Here is a 14,563-nt window from a genome sequence, read left to right on the forward strand (position 1 = left end):
CGAACCCGGAAGCTAAGCCTGTCCACGCTGATGGTACTGCACTCGGGAGGGTGTGGGAGAGTAGGTTACCGCCGACCAAAAAAATAGATAAGTAAATATGGTGTGGGGTGTGTTACTTGGACTTCGTCCTGGTAGCACACCCCACTTTTTCGTGCTCGGAGGACGAATAGCAGATGACGAGCAGCTCTCGCCGGTTAGGAACTGACGTTACACTCAGCCTTTGTGACGCCAAGGGAAAAAGCTGCTTTGCCGGCATCTAGGTTGCCGTACTAGGACGAAGTATTAGACGGTGCAGCGAGGCAACGCTGGGGCTCAGGCCTTTTAGTCTTCCCATTGTTGAGGTGGTCGTCTAAAGGGGAAAGTGGCGAGTCTCGGCTTGCTTCCACTCATGGGCAAGGCCCCTTTTGGGCCATCAAGGGGCAACGACGGTTCCGCTACGCATGAGCCGCAGAGCGTCTCGCGTCCCGTAGGTTTCAGATCAGGCACCCGAATTGGTGAGGGGATGATCTGCGCATAAAGGAACGCCCGCGGTCTCGCTGTATGCGAATAAGCTTCAGCAGGTTTCGAGGAGTCCGTGGGCGCGGGGGAGAGGGCGTTTAAAAGCGCTAGAGCTCGAGCAGGTTATACGGGGTCTTTTTTACGTCTTCGAGGCGCTTGCGGTGGCGCTCCAGCTTTCCCCATTGTTCGCGGGGGATCGCGTCACGGGCCATGTCGATGACTGTCTTGTCGGGGGTTCCCCAAGCGATGGGCATCGGGGATATTTCCTGCCAGCGTCCGGAGTCGTGCGATGTTCGGCGCCCCAGAACTGCCGCGACCGGGACTTTAGTGCCTAGTGTTGGCTTGATGCCTGGGATAGCGGTGACTGTGCGCAGTGCTAGGGCCCAGGCAGGTTCGAGGTCGGGGTCTACGTTAGTGTTCACCAGCGCCATGAGTACAAAGTCGCGCTCATTGATCTCTGCGATGATGGCCGGGGCTAGGGGATAGCGGTCGTACAGCGGCTGAGCGTTGCCGAATTTCTTGGCCACGGTAAAACCGATAACGATGAACGTGATGCCAAGCGCGATGGCCACGAGTAGAACCATGAGTGCCCAGATGGCCTGGTTTGCGGGCCAGAGGTAGACCGCCAGGGCGATAAGCATGATCATGATGCCCAGGCCGATGCCTCCGGCGCGCACGCGACGGGTGTCGCGAATCATCTCATTGTGCTTGCGGGCAAAGGGCTCGTCAACCTGGAATTTGAATACCTTCACGTTCCCAAGGGTAGTTACACATCAATGCCGTCGATGATGCGGTAGGCATATCCCTGTTCGGCAAGGAATCGTTGGCGGTGTGCTGCGTATTCGGCGTCGATGGAATCGCGTGTGACCACTGTGTAGAAGTGGGCCTCGTTCTCGCTCTGCTTGGGGCGTAAGAGGCGTCCAAGGCGCTGCGCTTCCTCCTGGCGGGAGCCGAAGGTGCCGGAGACCTGAATGGCCACAGCTGCTTCGGGCAAGTCGATGGAGAAGTTCGCCACTTTGGAAACCACGAGCACGGAGATTTCTCCGGCACGGAAGGCTGCGAAGGCTTGTTCTCGCTTCTTGGTGGAAGTTTTGCCGTCGATAAGCGGAACATCGAGAGCAGTGGCGAGCTCTTCTAACTGTTCGATGAATGCCCCGATGATCAGGCAGGGGAGGCCTTGGTGGGAGTCGAGAAGTTTGCGCACCACGCGAGTCTTGGAGGAGGAACAAGCGGCGATGCGATAGCGGTCGCGGGTGTCGGCGGTGGCATAGACCAAGCGTTCCTCGTTGGTCATGGTCACGCGGACTTCGGTGCATTCTGCGGTGGCGATGAAACCGCGTGCTTCAAGCTCTTTCCAGGGGGCGTCGTAGCGCTTGGGGCCAATGAGACTGAAGACGTCGGACTCGCGGGCATCCTCGCGCACCAGTGTGGCGGTGAGGCCGAGGCGTCGGCGAGATTGCAGATCTGAGGTCAGCCGGAAGACGGGGGCCGGGAGGAGGTGGACCTCGTCGTAGATGATCAGGCCCCAGTCGCGGGAGTCGAAAAGCTCGAGAGCGCGGTACTCACCCTTGGTCTTGCGGGTGACTACCTGGTAGGTCGCGATGGTGACGGGGCGGATTTCTTTGCGCTCGCCGGAGTATTCGCCGATCTCTTCTGGGGTCAGCGTGGTGCGGCGCAGGAGCTCGTCGCGCCACTGACGCCCGGCGACGGTGTTAGTGACCAGGATGAGGGTGGTGGTTTGGGCCTGGGCCATGGCGGCAGCTCCCACGATCGTCTTGCCGGCGCCACACGGAAGCACCACAACGCCGGAGCCGCCCTCGAAGAAGGATTCGGTGGCCTGTTGTTGGTAATCGCGCACGGACCAATCGCCGGCTAGGGCGATGGGATGCGATTCGCCGTCGACGTATCCGGCGCGGTCCTCGGCTGGCCAGTTGACCTTGATCAGTTCTTGTTTGAGGCGGCCACGCTCGGAGGGGAATACGACCACCGTGGAGTCGTCGATGCGTTGGCCCAGCATCGCGGCGATCTTTTTGTGAAGGGAGATTTCGGTGAGTATCGCCGGTTCCTCTGCCGCGAGTACGAGCCCGTGGGCGGGGTGGGCCTGGATACTGACCCGGCCGTAGCGGCTCATGGTCTCGGCGACGTCGATAAGCAGGGACTGCGGGACGGGGAAGCGGGAGTAGCGCTCCAGGACGTCTACGGCCTGCTCAGCGTCGAAGCCGGCAGCACGGGCGTTCCACAGGGCCAGCGGGGTAATGCGGTAGGTGTGGATGTGCTCGGGGGCGCGCTCGAGCTCCGCGAAGGGGGCGAGGGCGGCGCGGGCCTCGTCGCCCTGGGGGTGGGCTACCTCCAAAAGGACGGTCTTATCCGATTGCACAATGAGAGGTCCCTGCCCGACTGTCATGAGCAACCAGTCTAGGCAGGGACCTCGGGGAGCTGGAATTTGCTCCGTTTTACTCCGGGGCAGAGATGAGCTCGTCGCGGTTAATGGCGCCTGCAAGGGAGCGGGTCACGCTGAAGGGTATGGCGTGGATCGCGGCGAGAAAGAGCGGATAGAGGGTACCCGTGGCTTCTGTAACCGTGAGTGTGGTGAAGCGGGAAGCCACGGCCAGGAAGCTGGAAACAATCATGAGCCCGACGATGCTAAAGATCGCCGTGCGCAGGCCAACGGTGCGTGCATCGTATACCTGGTGTTGCTGGTATTCGTCCCTGGGTGCATTAGGGAGATCGATGCCATTAATGCTCTTTCGGAGCGAGTACAGAGACCAAACCAGTCCGACAACGGGAATGATGGCGATCATGATCGCTGCGAACGGGTTGAAGAAGGCAACGACAGCGGTAAGTATCAGTATTCCGAGCAGCGCATCGGCAAGCCTAATTAAGCGATTCCGGCGGCTCACAGTAGCTGAGGAGCGCAGAGACATGAGTGTTTACCTTCCGTAGATTTCGGCGGAGAGCGGAGTGAACGGGGTACGCGAGAATACGGCCTCTACGGGGAGGTCGAAGACGGCACAGACCCGGAAAGCGAGGTCGAGACTGGGGGAGTAATCGCCGCGCTCCAGGGCTCCGACGGTTTGCGGGTTGACCTCGAGGAGCACGGTCTTATCCGACTGGACGATGAGCGGGCCGTTACCAATAGTCATAGGCCCGTCAGTTTACGCCGGACGTGCGGTGAGGGCCTTCGCCCAGGTCATCTTCTTGCCGTTGTTGAGGATGGACGCGCGGTAGATGCGCGCAACCAGCCAGATGACCACGGCGGTCACGACAGCCATGAGCAGCATGGACAGCCCGAACTCGCCCAGGCTCATGTTGCCGGCCGCGTACTGCAGCGGCGCGGTGGTGATGGACACGGGCGGGATCCAGGCCATGGCTTGCATCCACGTCGCGTCCGCAGAGGTCCAGCCGAACATGGGCACGTACATGGAGACGAAGATGATGAGCATGATGGGCAGCTGCGTCGACTGCAGATCCTCTGTGCGCTGGACCATGGCGCCGGCGGCAGCGTAGAGCGAGCCGAAAAACAGCATGCCCAGGATGAACGACACCAGCAGGATGGGAAGGATCGCCCAGGAGAACTCCATGCCATCGACCAATCCGGAGAACTTCAGGGAAATCGCCGCGGCGACCAGCCACAGGGCGGTGCAGGCAAGGCCGAAGATCACGTTGCCGATGATCTTGCCGGCGAGGAAGTCCATCGGGCGCACGGAGGCGAGGATGAGTTCGACGACACGCGAGGACTTCTCCTCGGTCACCCGCGAGCCGATGCTGGCGGCGAAGGTGATGATGGAAAAGACCAGCAGCATGATGCCGGCCAAGGCGGTGAGGGTGGACATCATCTCGCCCTCGGACTGCTCGCCCTCCGCGGACACGTCAACCATGGAGACGGTGGCGGGGCCCATGGCCTGGTCGAATTCCTCCGGCGTCACGCCGACGGCGGCGAGCGCCTGGTTGGTCTCGTAGGCGGAGACGGCCTGGGAGACGAGACTGCTTATCGACGGCGAAGCCGTCCCATCCGCCAGCAGCTCCCATCCGTTTTCTCCAGAGACCAGCGCGGCCTCCACGTCGCCGTTGCGCACCGCCTCCTCGGCGGCGGGGCGGTCCGTGACCGAGCTGACCTCGGCGCCGGTGCCTTCGAGCACGGCGGAGTCCGTGGCCGCGATACGCGGCGCGCTGGGTTCGCTGTCGTCGCTGAGGAAGTAGGAGAGCGCCGCAATGCCGCCGACGATGAGGATGAGGGTGAGGGCCAGGGAGACGATCATGCCCTTGCTTTTGGCGGCCACGGCGATCTCGCGTTTGGCCACGGTGGCGACGGTGTTGATGGACGAGTAGCTCATCGGGTGACCACTTCCTGGAAGAGTTCATTGAGGTCGGGGACCTGGCGGGAAAAGGAATGCACGGGGCCGGCGGCCATCGCGGCCTGGAGGATCTCCTGATCGCGCTCGGGCGAGTCGGTTTCCAGGACGATGTGGCCGGGGCGGTCGTCGATAAGCGTCGTGGACGCCGGGTACCAGTCGCGGGCCTCGGTGTGCACCTCGAAGCGCACGGGACCGCCGGAGCGGAGCTCGTCGACGGTGCCCTCGGCGATCATGTGGCCGTGGGCGACGATGCCGACGCGGTCGCAGAGGCGCTGCACCAGGTCGAGCTGGTGGGAGGAGAAGACGACGGGGATGCCGGCGTTGGTGCGCTCGACAAGCATGTCGCTCATGACGCTGACGGCCACGGGGTCGAGGCCGGAGAAAGGCTCGTCGAGGATGAGCAGTTCCGGATCGTGGACCAGGGAGGCGGCGAGCTGGACGCGCTGCTGATTGCCCAGGGAGAGGTCGGAAAGTTTGTCGCCGATGCGCTCGGTCAGTCCGAGGCGCTCGAGGAGGGACTCGGAGGACTTCTTGGCCGCGGGGGCGGTCATGCCGTGGAGTCGGCCCAGGAAGGCGAGCTGGTCGCCGATCTTCTCTTTGTTGTACAGCCCACGCTCCTCCGGCATGTAGCCGATGCGGCGGCGTAGGTCGTCGTTCATCGGGGTGTCGCCGAAGCGGACCTCGCCGGAGTCGGCGGTGAGCACGCCCAGGGCGATGCGCATGGTGGTTGACTTACCGGCGCCGTTGGAGCCGACGAAGCCGTACATCTCGCCCTCGCGGACGGTGAACGTCATGTCGTTTAGCGCCTGGTGGTCGCCGAAATACTTGTTCAGGTGGTCAATGTGTAGAGCGGGCATTAGTCCTCTGCGGGTTGGTTGAAGGTCAGAGCGAATCCGACGGCGGGCAGGGTGCTCACGGCGAGGTAGGTGAAGAGCATGTAGATGCCCACCGCCGTGGCGAAGATCTGGGTGCGGATGCCGTCGGCGGCCACGAGTCCGAGGATGATCGACGCCGCCGCGCCGACAACGAGCAGGGTGTTGAGCAGGGTCAACGCCCGGGAGCGCCAGGCGTCGAGCACCTCGTTTTCGTATTCGTCGAGGGCGTGGCGCGGGGCCATGTCCTTAGCGCCGATGGTGTTGCGCAGCAGCGTCCACGCGATCATGGCGACGAGCATGGCGGCGAGCAGCGGCCACAGGAAATGGAGCGAAAAGAACATTCCGACCTCGCAGAGAAAGCTCACGGCGAGGAAGGTGAAATAGGTGATTACCAGCGCCCGGGTGCGCCCAGGGGTACGCCAGCGGTCGACCCAGGTCGGGGTCGGCGTGTTGTCTATCGAGTGCCAGAGTCGGTGTTGCAGATTGGTCATGAACGCTCTCCTTTTGCGAAGATTTCGGCCGACATGGGAGTGAACGGCGTGCGCGAAAATACGGCCTCCACAGGGAGGTCGAAGACCGCGCAGATGCGGAAGGCGAGGTCGAGGCTGGGGGAGTGGTCGCCGCGCTCAAGGGCCCCGACGGTTTGCGGATTGACGTCGATGAGCTCGGCGAGTTGGGCGCGCGACATGTCCCGTTCGGTGCGTAGGACGCGCACCCGATTGAAAATTGGGTCAGACGGCTTTTTCTTTGGGGACATAGACCAAAGTATTGTATAAACCCAACAATCTGTCTAGTTCATGCGCACATTTTTTATGCGGGAAAGCGGAATACGCACGGTCGCGCCCGTCGCTAAGTTGCGGGCATCCACGCGCCCACCCGCGACCGACACCGGAGTCACCTGCGAAGTAATCTCCGCCCCTTGTGCGTTCACCGCTGTCACGCTCACGCTGCGCCCGCCGCGAACAGCCGCGGTAAGAAGTGCCGTGACATCTGCCCCAGACTCTTCGGGAGCAGGGTTGTCACGCTCGCGCATGGCGGCAACGGCCCGCGTCAGTACCTCTGGTTCGGGCGCTTCTCGACGCCCCTTGGCCACCTGTGGTTGAGCAAACAGCCGTGCAGGCTCAGGGCGCAAGTCGATTGTGGCTCCGGAAGAATCCTCGGCGGCGGGATGAAAACCTGCCTGCTGCGCCAACGAAACCACCTGCGCCAGGGGAAGCTCGGAGACGGCCACCGTGTCCGCGATCAGGCGCAAGCGCGCCTGGGCGGCCTGTGGCGAGGCCATGAGCGCTGAGAGGATCTCCGGGTCAGCGCAGCGCAGATAGGAGGCTATCGCCCCACCGCGCAGCGCACCGTGCCGGCGGGCAACATCCGAGATGAGAAACATGAGAGCCTGGGGAAGCTCGCTCATGCTGTGGCCGGCGAGCCATTCGTGGAGCTCGCTCTCACTTCTGCCGGCGTCGAAGGCACGCCGCACGGTCGCTTCCGTGAAGCGGTAGGTGCTGGCGAGGCCAGGCGTATCCACTTGTGCGCAGACGTTGAGCTCCCGGGCGAGTTCGGGTGTAGGAGGACCGGGAACGAGCAGGGTGAGATCGCCCTGGACGATGAACTGATCGACCTCCGCCGGGACGATCTCGAGGAGAGTGGCCTCAAAGTCCTCATTCTGTGCCGCCTGGGAAGCAATACTGGTAGCCGCATCTTCCTGCGCTGACGGAACTAGGAGGCCGAGCAGGCGGGCCTCCTCCGCCACGCCGGAGATGCGCTCGGGAGCGAGATTCAGCCCCAGAACGGGCCGGATGCTGAGTGCGCGAATGCGAGCATCCTCGGTGGAAATTGGGGTATGCAGCGGATAACCAGCAAGCACCAGGCGTTTGTGGCGCGGCAGATCCGAATGCCGGGTCTCTGTCTCGAGCGGACGATTGCTCTCCCAGGTTGCCCAGGGGCTGGCAAGCCAAGCGTCGATAAGCGCGCTGTAGCGCTCGGCCGCTGATAGTTCGAGCCACTCGTCTGCCCCGCGGGTGGCTGCGAGGTAGTTTGCCTCGGAGGGCAGCGGGTCGGGCACGTGAGAGGTAAGGCCCGTACCTATAAGACCTGCGCTGGCGGCCACCGTGATGGCGCAGGCGATGTTGGTTTCGGTCGCGCTGGGGTCAGCCAGAGTCTTGGCTAACCCGGCGCAGGATCGTGCTCCCAGCCGGCCGTCCTTGTTCAGTGCCACAGGCTGTTGTGAGAGCTGCGCGATCAGGTCGGCGACCAGTCGGCAGAACTCCAGTCCCTGAGCAGCACCGGTGGAATTTAGGCGTTGTGCATCCTCGCTGGGGTGAGGCTGTACCGGCGTTAAGGGGATGGGTGGTTGGCCTCGCAAGACGGCGGCCACCGCTGCGGTCAAGCGGACGTGCGATCCGTCGGCTCTTTCGAGAAGGCCTGCCTCAATAAGGCGGGGGATGGGGCGAGTGGGGTCAGCATCCAGAGCGGCGTCTTTGCTGTGGCCTATCCCGTCTGCTCTGGCCAAAGCGTTCAGGAGCGAATGCTGCTTGGGATCGAGCTCCTCCAGCGCTGCGCGTACCCACGACAAGTCCTGGGTGCCCACCACGTGAAAACTTGGGGGCAGGGTGGAAAGGACCTCGGTCAATAGGACGGAAGCGTCTTCTTGGATAAGCAAGGCCCGATCCTCAAGCTCTTCGAGTGCGCACTCGATACTCTCCGGACTGGCGCCATAGGGAGTAAGCACTTCAACGATGGCGGTGACGGAGACGGCCTCGAACTCGGCGCCGGCGGCAGAGGCTGCCTCAAGAACCGCCAACTGCAGCGCACTGAGCTCAGCAGCGGCTCGCGCCAGCGAGGCATGAACTCTTAGGCGGGTGGCCAGAGCTGCCATAGTGGGGGGAAGCGGGTGGGCTACGTCGGGTCGCAAGCGCAGCAGCTGGGTCAGCTGATCATCTGTTCGCTGGCTGAGCCAAGTGCGAAAACTGTGGTTATCCATTCTGCCGAGTCAGTCTAATGCCCCTCATCTGGTGTTAGACGCCGGTTGCGCTTACTTTTCCGGGGGATGTTTGGTTCAATAGAAGGCATGTCGAACATCGAGAAGAAGGGGCACGCCCACAACCCTGCGTGGCCCGTGAATGTGCCGGAAGGCTTCCACGCCGTGTCTGAGACCGTTTCCCGCACCGCGGGCGCGGCAAGCCCCTACGGGGATGACCTGGAGCTTCCGCTGCCGGCGGACCAGCTCGGTTACGTTCACCCCTACACGCGCATTAACCGCTAGCGCGTAGCCTCAAAAATCTAAAAAGCCGCCCGCCTGGATTTCTTAATTTCCAGGCGGGCGGCTTTAGGTGGTTCTAGGTCAAGAACCTGCTCAACGCTTAGCGGTTAGCCAGTACGGAGTCGATGAGCTGCTTGTTGGACTCGTAGAAGCCGTTGAGGTTATCGCGGTTGGCCTCGTAGAAGGCATCGACCTGGGCCGGGACCTGCACACCGTAGGAAGCAAGGGCGTCCTTGAGCGCGTTGTACAGGTTGTCAACAGCGGTGGACTCATCAGCGGCGTTGGCTGCGATGGTCTGAACTGCTGCCGGGGCGGCGGCCGGAGCGGCAGGGGTAGCGGCCGGCGCGGTGCGCTGGGTGGGAGCGGAGTTCAGGCCAAGCTTGGCGGAGCAAGCCGGCCATGCGCCCCAACCCTGAGCGGCGAGGGTGCGCTCGGCAACGACGATCTGCTCCTCGCGGGTTGCCAGGTGAGCGGACGGAGCGAACTCGCCGCCACCGTAACCCTGCCAGGTGGACTGGGTGAACTGCAGGCCGCCCTGGAAGCCATTGCCGGTGTTGATGGCCCAGTTTCCACCGGACTCACACTGTGCCAGGCGATCCCAGTCGGAATCCGGAGCAGCGGAAGCGATCGGGGTGGAGATCAGGGAAGTAGCAGCGCCGAAGGCGGCGGTGGTGGCGGCCAGCTTGGCGGCGGTGGAAGCGTTCTTACGTGCGTGACGTGCCATGTGTGAAAAGAGTCCTTACTTGTCGTCGTGCCCACAGACGTGCCTGCGATGTACCCCACGGAGTGCGGTATACCTTCGGCGCACCTGGCTGGAGCGCGAAGAGTAGACCCCGTCCTCGTCCCCTCGAGGCTCAATGCTGTGGAAGCGTTCTTGATCTCTGCAATATCGATATGAAGTTCGCTGCACTCGAACTCTTTTGCTCGGCCAGCTTAAGGGAAAATCCCTAGGCGCTCCCCGCGGGGACGAGGGCAAGGTATGCGTTAAGCGCCGAAAGTGTTCAGGCTGGCTACAGTGCTGGGGGCAACCCTAGCGCTTTATAACGAAATAGTCACGCTCCGCCCCTCTTCGAAGGCCTCGTTTGTCACATTGTTCACATGGTGTCAGGGTTTACCCCTAGTGAGCTGCGGGAATAAAAAACGTGAGCTATGTCACTTTTGTTATCTCTGGCCAGTTTGCAAAGGCCGAGCACCTACCGTGCTGCGGGGCAGAACTGGTAGAATTCTGTGTCTTACTAATCGGCAGGGGCTCTCGCTACTACCGTCACGTCCCCGTGATCAAGCGGGAGATGAGTGGTTGGCAATTCTGGGGCAGAACCGCCTCGCAGAAGAGGGTGTGTGAACCCCTGCGACGCTGACCCCGCGATTACGCGCGTGGGATGAATGAAAGGACACGGTGAGACTAATGCCGATCGGCAAGGTGAAGTGGTACGACAGCGAGAAGGGATTCGGCTTCGTATCCAATCCCGGTGACGAGGATGTTTACGTCAACGCCTCCGTACTTCCCGACGGTGTCGAGGAACTTGTGCAGGGCCAGCGCATCGAGTTCGACTTCGCAGCGGGTCGGCGCGGGCCCCAGGCCTTGCGGGTGAAGGTTCTGGACTCCCCGCAGCGTCGTCACGCGCACAAGCACAAGCCAGAAGAGCTCTCCAGCATGCTTTCGGACGTGCTCACCGTCATCGAGACCCAGATCCAGCCGGCGCTCGCAGCCGGGCGCTACCCAGAGCGTAAGGAGGGCCGTCAGGTCGCTGGAATCCTGCGGGCCATCGCCAAGGAGCTCGACGCCTAAGCGTGCTGTGTGGCCACCGACCACACGGTGGTAAACGGAGCTTCCTGGCCCTGCTCGTCTTTGCCGATGAGCACCGACTGGATCTCCACCACACTCAGCTTGGCATCACTGCCGCGTTCTGAGGTCACCGCCACCTCCACCGAGCTGGCTTCGTGCGGCCCGTGGACCACCTGGTCGTTGGCTGCTGGATCGCTATAAATCATGACTGCCGTCCAGTCGTGGTCGGCAACGTGATCCGGGACCTCGATCGTGACCGTGTCCTGGTCGCTCACCTCAATCGTGTCCACTTGTCCGTCCTGCGCCTGGGCTCCCGGCTCGGCGACGAGATAGGGCAGAACTTCGCGCTTCTGGTCGCCCCAGGACACGGTCAACGCGGTTTCTTGGGGGAGGGGGTCCGGCCGGTTCTTCAGCCAGGTCTGGGCCAATACCACCACGGCCACAATGACCGCAGCTACCACCAAAAGAGTGAGTAGCTGGAGCAGGGACTTGCGCTTTGCCTCTTTCCGAGTCGCCATGGTGGCAAATTCTAATGCGCACTACTCGCTGGGCCGGAAGCGCACCTCGGACATTTCGGACCAGCGCTTGCCAGTGAGGCAGAACGTGTCACTTCCTGGCACGTGAGCAATCCCGTTGAGCACCGCATTTGGGTCGCCCGCCGGGCCCGAGTTCGGGACCGAGGATGCGTCAATGACACCGGTGACCTGGCCGGAAAGGGCGTCGATACGCATGATGTCGGTGGATTGGAACACGTTGGCGTAGACGGAGTCGTCGACACACTCGAGCTCGTTGAGCTGGGTAACGGGTTCGCCGTTGAGCGTGACGGTCAGGCGGGAGCGTTCTGCAAAAGTATGTGGGTCGAGCAAGCGCAGCTGCGCCGTGCCATTAGACATGACTAGCTGATCGTCGAAGGAACACAACCCCCAGCCCTCGCCCTCGTAGGTGGTGCGGGATTGTTCCTGCAGCGTGTGTGCGTCGCGCTTAATGGCGGTGCCGGATTTCCAGGTGATCTGCCAGATGGTGTCCTCGAAACGCGTGGCACCTTCGCCGAAAACTGTATTGGGCAGCGCTTCGCTGTCTAGCGTGTAGCCTTCGATGGTGCGGCGAAAGATTCCAGACTCGCCCCACATGCCGGTGGATACGAGCAGCGTGCCCTCGGGCTCGACTTCGAGGCCCTGGGTAAACAGCGCTGGATCGAAGGAATGGGTGCGCACGATGTCTGCGCGGAGCTTCTCGACGTGCGGTTGCGCCGAATCAGGAGAAGGATCCGCCGAAGGAACCGTGCAGCCACTGGCTAACACCACGCTGAGGGCGCAGATAAGAAGCGGAATCGGGCGAGCAGATGGGGCCATGCGCGCCATTATGACGGACGTATCCCATAATGGGGAGCGTGTCCCAACCTCGACAAGCCCGTTCATCCCGCCCGCATCGCCGTTCCCCGCTGCTGACTCCGCAGGCCATTGAGATCGCGCGCGAAGCACTCATCGACTGCGGGGAGACCGGCGTGGGCGAACACGTGGGCGTAACGGGGATCAATAAGCACGTCGCGATTCACCGCTTCGCCGCCGAGGTCCCCGGCTATCCCGGGTGGGAATGGAACGTCGTAGTGGCCTGTGCAGAGGGCAGCGACGAAGTCACCATCAACGAGTTGGCGCTCGTGCCTGCGCCGAGCGGCCATGCGCTGGCGGTTCCCGAATGGGTTCCCTACTCCCAGCGCGTGCGCCCGGGCGATCTCGGGCCGGGAGATCTCATGCCCGCTCCCGCCGACGATCCCCGCCTGGTAGAGAGCGCAGATTCGCCACAGGCGGCAAGCGTGGAAGGCCCGGAGCGGCGGACGCGGCATCTGAGCTTGAAGGGGCTGCAGGATGCCAAGCATCGCTGGCGCGTGGGTAATTACGGGCCGACCAGCGAGTTTGCAGAGAAGGCGGCGCTGAACTGTGCGAGCTGTGCTTTCTTTATCCCGGCGGCAGAGCCCATCGGACGGCACTTCGGCGTGTGCGTCAACGAATTCTCCGCAGACGGAATCCTGGTCAACGCCACCTACGGGTGCGGTGCGCACTCCGAAACGAAGCTGAAGACGCACGACCAGCCGGGTGAGGTCTTCGACGACGAGAAGCCGATTTTCTAAAAAGCCGTTTGGCGCTTGAGCAGCGGTGTGGGACGGTTTTGCGCCATGCCCGGCAGGGTGACACTCTAAAAGGCGACTGTGCAGGCCCTTAAGGAATGCCTGTTACGGACGCCTTGTTGATTACCGCCCGTCATGAAGGGGAATGCCCGCCACATGTCTGCAACCTCGGCCTCTGCCGGAACGCCGGAAGCTTCGCCGGAAGCTTCGCCAGCACACCATCCCCGCCCCGTTTCCGGGGTGGACCGTTTCTTTCACATCACAGAGCGTGGCTCGTCGGTAGGCGCGGAGATCCGCGCTGGCGTGGTCACCTTCTTCGCCATGGCCTACATCATCCTGCTCAACCCCCTCATTCTGGGAACGGGAGCAGACTCTGAGGGCACTGTCCTCGGGGTGAGCCGGGTGGCCGCGGTTACCGCCTTCGTAGCCGGCGTGATGACCATCCTCTTCGGCGTCATCGCCAAATACCCCTTCGGCATCGCCGCGGGCCTGGGCCTGAACACTCTGGTGGCAGTCACCGCGGTTGCCGGGGAGGGCCTGACCTGGCCGGAAGCCATGGGCCTGATCGTTATCGAAGGCCTGATCATCGTGCTCCTGGCCATTACCGGTTTCCGAGCAGCGGTCTTTAATGCCATCCCAGCCTCCATGAAGGCCGCGATGAGCGTGGGCATCGGCGCCTTCATCTCCATCATCGGTTTTGTGGGCGGTGGCTTTGTCACCCGTGTGCCCGATGCCGCCGGCACCACGGTCCCGGTCAGCCTGGGAATTGGCGGGTCGATCTCTGCCTGGCCCACCGTCATCTTCATCTTTGGCCTGGTTCTAGGCGGCATCCTGGTGGTGCGCAATGTGCCCGGCGGATTGTTCATCGGCGTTGTTGTGACCACGATCCTGTCCATCATCGTCGAGGCGCTTTTCGACGTCGGGCCGGCCTTTGATGCCCAGGGCAACGAAAACCTCGGCGGCTGGGCTATGGCAGTGCCCGAGGCTCCGCAGGCGCTGGGAACTCTCCCTGACCTCTCCCTATTGGGCAACGTCGACCTGTTCGGCGCCTTCACGCGCATCGGCGTAGTTGCAGCCACCCTGCTCGTGTTCACTCTTCTTTTGGCTAACTTTTTCGACGCCATGGGCACGATGACCGGCCTGGGCCGCCAGGCCGGCTTGGTCGATGAGACCGGAACCCTGCCGGGTATGAAGAAAGCGCTTGTGGTCGAGGGCCTTGGCGCTGTGGCCGGAGGTGCTGCGTCTGCCTCCTCCAACACCGTGTTCGCCGACTCGGCAGCCGGCGTGGGCGATGGCGCACGGACCGGCCTGGCCAACGTGGTTACTGGTCTGTTGTTCCTGGCCGCGATGTTTCTCACCCCGCTGTATGAGATCGTCCCGCTCGAGGCCGCCAGCCCGGTGCTGGTGATCGTGGGTGCAATGATGATGACCGGTGTGACCGAGATCGACTGGTCTAAGTTCTACATCGCCCTGCCGGCGTTTCTGACGATCATGGTGATGCCGTTTACTTACTCCATTGCCAACGGCATCGGAGTCGGGTTCATCGCCTTCACCCTGATGTTTGTCGCCGCCGGCAAGATCAAAGACGTGCACTGGATCATGTGGCTGGTATCCGCCCTGTTCGTGGTGTTTTTCGCCGTAGACCCGATCATGCAGGCGATCGGTTAA

At 62.6% G+C, this 14,563-nt stretch carries 16 protein-coding genes and 1 rRNA gene; 5 read left to right on the forward strand and 12 right to left on the reverse strand.

From position 1 onward, the window contains the following. A 5S ribosomal RNA gene (gene rrf / locus FHE74_RS10845) occupies positions 1-77 on the forward strand; the annotation flags it as partial. Between the two features lie 528 nt (positions 78-605). Here rrf and FHE74_RS00005 read toward each other — a convergent pair. Genes FHE74_RS00005 through FHE74_RS00045 form a run of 9 tightly spaced genes read right to left on the reverse strand, consistent with a single transcriptional unit; the run spans position 606 to position 8,705 of the window. Continuing rightward, positions 606-1,250 carry a DUF3239 domain-containing protein gene (locus tag FHE74_RS00005; RefSeq protein WP_139464373.1) on the reverse strand — a complete coding sequence of 215 codons (645 nt, stop codon included), beginning with the start codon at positions 1,248-1,250 and terminating at the stop codon, positions 606-608. A 14-nt stretch (positions 1,251-1,264) separates the two neighbouring features. Beyond that, on the reverse strand, positions 1,265-2,902 hold the full coding sequence (locus tag FHE74_RS00010; protein ID WP_139464374.1) for a DNA repair helicase XPB: 1,638 nt from the start codon (positions 2,900-2,902) through the stop codon (positions 1,265-1,267). A gap of 49 nt (positions 2,903-2,951) precedes the next feature. Further along, positions 2,952-3,422, reverse strand: a complete 471-nt coding sequence (locus FHE74_RS00015; RefSeq protein ID WP_139464375.1) for a hypothetical protein — start codon at positions 3,420-3,422, stop codon at positions 2,952-2,954. Positions 3,423-3,428: 6 nt separating this feature from the next. Beyond that, on the reverse strand, positions 3,429-3,641 hold the full coding sequence (locus FHE74_RS00020; RefSeq protein WP_139464376.1) for a helix-turn-helix transcriptional regulator: 213 nt from the start codon (positions 3,639-3,641) through the stop codon (positions 3,429-3,431). A gap of 12 nt (positions 3,642-3,653) precedes the next feature. After that, complete coding sequence (locus FHE74_RS00025) at positions 3,654-4,832, reverse strand: ABC transporter permease (RefSeq protein ID WP_139464377.1); 1,179 nt, start codon at positions 4,830-4,832, stop codon at positions 3,654-3,656. Further along, positions 4,829-5,710, reverse strand: a complete 882-nt coding sequence (locus FHE74_RS00030; RefSeq protein ID WP_139464378.1) for an ABC transporter ATP-binding protein — start codon at positions 5,708-5,710, stop codon at positions 4,829-4,831. Before FHE74_RS00030 ends, FHE74_RS00025 begins: the two co-directional genes overlap by 4 nt. Beyond that, on the reverse strand, positions 5,710-6,219 hold the full coding sequence (locus FHE74_RS00035; RefSeq protein WP_139464379.1) for a hypothetical protein: 510 nt from the start codon (positions 6,217-6,219) through the stop codon (positions 5,710-5,712). Before FHE74_RS00035 ends, FHE74_RS00030 begins: the two co-directional genes overlap by 1 nt. Further along, entirely contained in the window at positions 6,216-6,485 is a 270-nt protein-coding gene (locus tag FHE74_RS00040) for a helix-turn-helix transcriptional regulator (protein WP_139464380.1), read from the reverse strand. The genes FHE74_RS00035 and FHE74_RS00040 overlap by 4 nt, the downstream gene beginning before the upstream one ends. Before the next feature lie 33 nt (positions 6,486-6,518). After that, the gene (locus FHE74_RS00045) at positions 6,519-8,705 is read right to left on the reverse strand and encodes a helicase-associated domain-containing protein (RefSeq protein ID WP_139464381.1); all 2,187 of its coding nucleotides are present in this window, start codon (positions 8,703-8,705) and stop codon (positions 6,519-6,521) included. Between the two features lie 87 nt (positions 8,706-8,792). Between FHE74_RS00045 and FHE74_RS00050 the strand changes: the two genes are divergently transcribed. Continuing rightward, a complete protein-coding gene (locus FHE74_RS00050) occupies positions 8,793-8,987 on the forward strand; it encodes a hypothetical protein (protein ID WP_139464382.1) in 195 nt (64 codons plus the stop codon). Between the two features lie 97 nt (positions 8,988-9,084). Here FHE74_RS00050 and FHE74_RS00055 read toward each other — a convergent pair whose 3' ends face one another. Then, the gene (locus FHE74_RS00055; protein ID WP_139464383.1) at positions 9,085-9,708 is read right to left on the reverse strand and encodes a resuscitation-promoting factor Rpf1 domain-containing protein; all 624 of its coding nucleotides are present in this window, start codon (positions 9,706-9,708) and stop codon (positions 9,085-9,087) included. A gap of 681 nt (positions 9,709-10,389) precedes the next feature. Here FHE74_RS00055 and FHE74_RS00060 point away from each other — a divergent pair. After that, positions 10,390-10,773 (forward strand): cold-shock protein, encoded by a 384-nt coding sequence (locus FHE74_RS00060; RefSeq protein WP_139464384.1) that lies wholly within the window; start codon positions 10,390-10,392, stop codon positions 10,771-10,773. Here the strand turns inward: FHE74_RS00060 and FHE74_RS00065 are convergent. Both FHE74_RS00065 and FHE74_RS00070 read right to left on the reverse strand, forming a co-directional pair. Continuing rightward, positions 10,770-11,288 carry a DUF2771 domain-containing protein gene (locus tag FHE74_RS00065; RefSeq protein ID WP_139464385.1) on the reverse strand — a complete coding sequence of 173 codons (519 nt, stop codon included), beginning with the start codon at positions 11,286-11,288 and terminating at the stop codon, positions 10,770-10,772. The two genes, FHE74_RS00060 and FHE74_RS00065, sit on opposite strands and share 4 nt — an antisense overlap. Positions 11,289-11,309: 21 nt before the next feature. After that, positions 11,310-12,131, reverse strand: coding sequence for a glutaminyl-peptide cyclotransferase (locus FHE74_RS00070; protein ID WP_425456298.1), 822 nt, complete (start codon positions 12,129-12,131; stop codon positions 11,310-11,312). A gap of 20 nt (positions 12,132-12,151) precedes the next feature. Here FHE74_RS00070 and FHE74_RS00075 point away from each other — a divergent pair, with 20 nt between their 5' ends. Next, positions 12,152-12,898 (forward strand): DUF3027 domain-containing protein, encoded by a 747-nt coding sequence (locus FHE74_RS00075; RefSeq protein WP_139464387.1) that lies wholly within the window; start codon positions 12,152-12,154, stop codon positions 12,896-12,898. Positions 12,899-13,051: 153 nt separating this feature from the next. After that, positions 13,052-14,563 carry an NCS2 family permease gene (locus FHE74_RS00080; protein WP_139464388.1) on the forward strand — a complete coding sequence of 504 codons (1,512 nt, stop codon included), beginning with the start codon at positions 13,052-13,054 and terminating at the stop codon, positions 14,561-14,563.

The organism is Corynebacterium tapiri (assembly GCF_006334925.1).
Taxonomy (GTDB): Bacteria; Actinomycetota; Actinomycetes; order Mycobacteriales; family Mycobacteriaceae; genus Corynebacterium; species Corynebacterium tapiri.